This is a genomic window from Streptomyces laculatispora (genome assembly GCF_017353455.1).
Taxonomy (GTDB): domain Bacteria; phylum Actinomycetota; class Actinomycetes; order Streptomycetales; family Streptomycetaceae; genus Streptomyces; species Streptomyces laculatispora.
The window spans coordinates 4,517-8,346 of record NZ_JAFMPZ010000360.1; the positions used below are offsets into that span (position 1 = coordinate 4,517).

At 71.6% G+C, this 3,830-nt stretch carries 5 protein-coding genes; 2 read left to right on the forward strand and 3 right to left on the reverse strand.

The features are described from left to right. Positions 1 to 58: 58 nt before the first annotated feature. Both J1C73_RS19055 and J1C73_RS19060 read right to left on the reverse strand, forming a co-directional pair. A complete protein-coding gene (locus J1C73_RS19055) occupies positions 59 to 1,054 on the reverse strand; it encodes a hypothetical protein (protein ID WP_207317466.1) in 996 nt (331 codons plus the stop codon). A gap of 97 nt (positions 1,055 to 1,151) precedes the next feature. Continuing rightward, positions 1,152 to 1,451: a hypothetical protein gene (locus J1C73_RS19060; protein WP_372446705.1), complete on the reverse strand. Its 300-nt coding sequence runs from the start codon at positions 1,449 to 1,451 to the stop codon at positions 1,152 to 1,154. Positions 1,452 to 1,618: 167 nt separating this feature from the next. Here J1C73_RS19060 and J1C73_RS19065 point away from each other — a divergent pair, with 167 nt between their 5' ends. Next, positions 1,619 to 2,521, forward strand: coding sequence for an oxygenase MpaB family protein (locus J1C73_RS19065; protein ID WP_207317467.1), 903 nt, complete (start codon positions 1,619 to 1,621; stop codon positions 2,519 to 2,521). Positions 2,522 to 2,586: 65 nt separating this feature from the next. On the opposite strand, the gene J1C73_RS19070 is transcribed toward J1C73_RS19065, so the two are convergent. Beyond that, the gene (locus tag J1C73_RS19070) at positions 2,587 to 3,039 is read right to left on the reverse strand and encodes a methyltransferase domain-containing protein (protein WP_207317468.1); all 453 of its coding nucleotides are present in this window, start codon (positions 3,037 to 3,039) and stop codon (positions 2,587 to 2,589) included. A gap of 306 nt (positions 3,040 to 3,345) precedes the next feature. On the opposite strand from J1C73_RS19070, the gene J1C73_RS19075 reads away from it, so the two are divergent. Beyond that, the coding region (locus tag J1C73_RS19075) for an MHYT domain-containing protein (RefSeq protein WP_278186580.1) at positions 3,346 to 3,830 on the forward strand (485 nt) is incomplete at its 3' end.

Below are 3,830 nucleotides of genomic sequence, written 5' to 3' on the forward strand. Positions count from 1 at the left end.
ATCCCGGGCCCCACCGGCCGTGACCGTGCCGGGCGGGCGTCAAGGGGGGCCGGGCGCCTCAGGAGGGCCGTACCGCCAGCGCGTCCAATGCCTTGAGCAGACCGGGCAGTTCCCTGCCGCGCCCGACCGGCAGTATCTCGCCCGGAACCTCGTCCAGCAGCAGGAAGGCGATGTCGTCGGTCCTGGCCACCATGGACCAGCCGGGGCCGTCGGCACGGATCGTCCGGGCGTCCCCGGAGGCGAAGGAGGAACGGACCCGGCCGGGCGGCGGCGGGGCGTCGACATAGGCATGGGCCTCGGCCAGGGCCCGCCGGACACCGGGATGCGTGCCGGAGGGGGCGCTGCGCTCCGCGGCACCCTCGCGCTGTGCGGCACTGCTGTCCTTCGCGGCGCCGGAACCGGCATCCGCATCCGCCCCGCCTACGCCGGAACCGGCATCCGTCCCGGTTCCCCCGTTCAGCCCCGAGGCATCACCGTCCGCAGCGGCCCCGTCCGCGCCTCCGCCGCCCGGCCGCGACGCGAACGCGGTCCTGTCGTCGATCTGTTCGCGCCAGACCGCCCACTGCAATGCGATCGCGTCCGCGCCGAGGCGACGCTGGGCCGGGCCCCACACATCGGTGTCCGGCGGAGCCAGCGGCGGCGTATCCTCGCCGTCCGCCTCCGGATCCGGGGCCGGGTCGTGCGGGGCGGCCACACCCGGCGCGGCGACCGCCACGGCGAGCGGCCAGCCGGGGAGCGCGCAGACCACCGTGCGGTCGTCGGGCGACAGGTCGTACTCCATGCCGCAGTCCCAGGACGCTATCGCCACGGCCACCAGGGAGACGTCATCGACGACGACGGTCCACCTGGCCCCGTCGCCGTCCTGGCCCATGACCAGGCCGTACCCCTCGGCGTAGGGTTCGAGGCCGAGCGCCGCGCACGCCGCCGGGTAGTCGTCGCCGAGAACGCTCGGGAACTGCGCGGGGGTCAGCAGGACCGCAGTCAGCACATACAGTGCGTCGTCGTCGGCGACTGTGTTGTCCGTCCCGGTCACTGCACCCTCCTCATCCGTCATGGTTTTCCGTCGGCGCACCTTAACCAGTGGGTAACCCACTCGTCGAGGCCCTGACAAGGCAGAACACCACGCTCCGGTGCGCCGTGGGACGGGGCTCCTACTCGTCGGCCAGGCCGAGCAGCGTACGGGCCACCGCTTCGGGTGATTCGTCGCGTTCACGGGCGAGCGCGATGACCGCCCGGCAGGCCAGCTCTCCGACGCCGAAGGAGAGCGCCTCCGGCGACACCCAGCCGCTCGCCTCGTCCATCCGGTCCTGGTCGTCCTCCACCGACGCCGCGACGAAGGTGGCCGCCGCATCGAACAGGTTGTGCTGACGACGCTCCGGGGCTCTGGTGGGAACGCCGGGCCGGCCGCCCTTGCGGCCGGGGTTCACGGCTCTGCGGAGTATGCCGAACATGTCGGTCATGGGGACCGCCTTTCCTGGATACGTATCTGCCGACAGGTGTCGTGCCCGCGCGAGGGGACGTACCGCGCGTGTATGCCGGCCCGTGCTCCGCGCGTACTCAGGGTCTGCCCGCAGACATAGGGTTGGACACTCGACCTGGACGAAGAGAGGGCGGTGCGGTGAAGCGCTACGACCGGCTGAAGAACATCCAACGCCTCGATCCGGAGCGGGACTTTCTGGAAATCTACCGGATCACGGCCACCTACGAATTTCCCTGGGACATCACCCGCGCTCTCGAACTCGCCCTGTACCGGACGTATGCCGTCCCGAGCATCGGCCGGCTCCTCGCCGGGACTGCGGAGCTGACGGACCGTTCGCAGAAGAGGTACGACGACACCGCGCTGCTCCTGGACGCCGTGGTCGAGCACGGTTTCGACAGCGACCCGGGGCGTGCGGCGATCCGCCGGATCAACGGGATGCACCGCAGCTACGACATCACCAACGACGACATGCGCTATGTGCTGTGCACCTTCGTCGTCACCCCGAAGCGGTGGCTCGACGCCTATGGATGGCGCCGGCTGTCCGGGCACGAGCTGCGGGCCTGCGCCGCCTACTACCGGACCCTGGGCGCCCACATGGGTATCAAGGACCTGCCGCACACGTACGAGGACTTCGAGCGCACCCTCGACGCGTACGAGAACGAGCACTTCGGCTGGGACGAGGGAGCGCGAGAGGTGTCGGACGCCACGCTGGCGCTGATGGCCTCCTGGTACCCGCGCCCCCTGGCACGGGTCGTGCGCGGTGCGAGCCTCGCCCTCCTCGACGACTCGCTGCTGCGGGCCTTCCGATACGGGCGTCCGGGCCCGGTGGCACGAGGCCTGACCCGGGGCGCCCTGCGCCTGAGGGCTCGCGCGGTGCGTCTGCTGCCGCCGCGCACCACTCCGCACTACGCCCGACAGAATGCGGAGATCAAGGGCTACCCGGGTGGTTACGAGGTGTCCGCACTCGGCACCCATCCCACGCCCGGCATGGGCGGCTGCCCGGTCCGCCACCTCACTCGCCCGGACGCCCCGGCCGAGTAGGGGACCGGGTCGGCACCGTGTGCGAGGCCGCTGTGGCCTGACCCGGACGACAGATCCGAGGGGTGTCAGCCCATCCGTCCGGCCAGGACGAGAAAGCGGTCCCTCTCGTCGATGTACGTATGCAGCCGCCAGCCCGAACGGGCCAGCAGCGGGCTGAGGTTGGGCTCCGCCCGCAGATCGTCTTCGGTGAGCGTCCGGCCGTGCCGCGCGGCCAGTGCCGCCCTGCCGATGGGATGGAACAGTGCCAGCAGCCCGTCCGGCCGCACCACTCGCGCAAGCTCCGCCAGGTCCCGTTCCGGTTGCGGCAGATGCGCGATCAGCCCGGCCGCGAACACCGCGTCGAGCGCCCGCGTCCGCACCGGCAGCCGGGCGGCGTCGGCCTGGAGCAGCAGCCCGCTGCGGTCGCGGCCCGCGTGTGCCGCGGCCTCCAGCATGGCCGCGTGAGGTCGGCGCCCAGCACCGTGCCCCGGGGACCCACCGCGGCCCGCAAGGCGGGCAGCGCCCGTCCCGTACCGCATCCCGCGTCGAGCACGGCGTCGCCCGCGCGCAGACCGAGGGCAAGGACCGCCGCGGCGTAGGCCGGACCGTCGTCGGGAAAGCGGGCGTCCCAGTCCGCGGCGCGGGCGGTGAAGAAGTCCTGGACCTGCGTGTGGTCATCGGCCATCCGGACATGATCGCGCAATGACCGCTCGAACGAAACGACATGAACCGGGTTGCATGTTCGACCACGGTGCGATCGTTCGGGAACGCCTCTCTGTCATATTCCGGCAGCTTTCGAATGGGCCCGGGGCACGCGCCCTCATCGCGACTAGCGTTCCCGAGTCATGGGACACCTGGACCACGCCACCTTCGGCTGGCTGACACCTCTGCTGTCGTACGCGATGGCCTGCATCGGCTCCGCACTCGGACTCAGCTGCACCGTGCGCGCGCTGGAGACGACCGGGCGCTCGCGCCGCAACTGGCTGATCACGGCCGCCTCGGCCATCGGGTCGGGCATCTGGACCATGCACTTCGTGGCGATGCTCGGCTTCGGCGTGTACGGGACGGACATCCGGTACGACGCGCCGCTGACCTTCCTCAGCCTGCTCGGCGCCATGGTGGTGGTCGGCGGCGGCGTCCTCGCCGTCGGCTACAGCCGCGACCGGACCAGGGCGCTGCTGCTCGGCGGCTTCGCCACCGGGCTCGGCGTCGCCAGCATGCACTACCTCGGGATGACGGCACTGCGGCTGCACGGCACCATCCACTACGACCCGCTGCGGGTCGTCCTCTCCGTAGTCATCGCGGTGATCGCCGCGACAGCGGCTCTGTG

Bases quoted from the DNA above. Each gene is read 5' to 3' on its own strand.
- J1C73_RS19055 (WP_207317466.1), bottom strand. From the start codon at position 1,054: ATGACGGATGAGGAGGGTGCAGTGACCGGGACGGACAACACAGTCGCC.
- J1C73_RS19060 (WP_372446705.1), bottom strand. From the start codon at position 1,451: ATGTTCGGCATACTCCGCAGAGCCGTGAACCCCGGCCGCAAGGGCGGC.
- J1C73_RS19070 (WP_207317468.1), bottom strand. From the start codon at position 3,039: ATGCGGTACGGGACGGGCGCTGCCCGCCTTGCGGGCCGCGGTGGGTCC.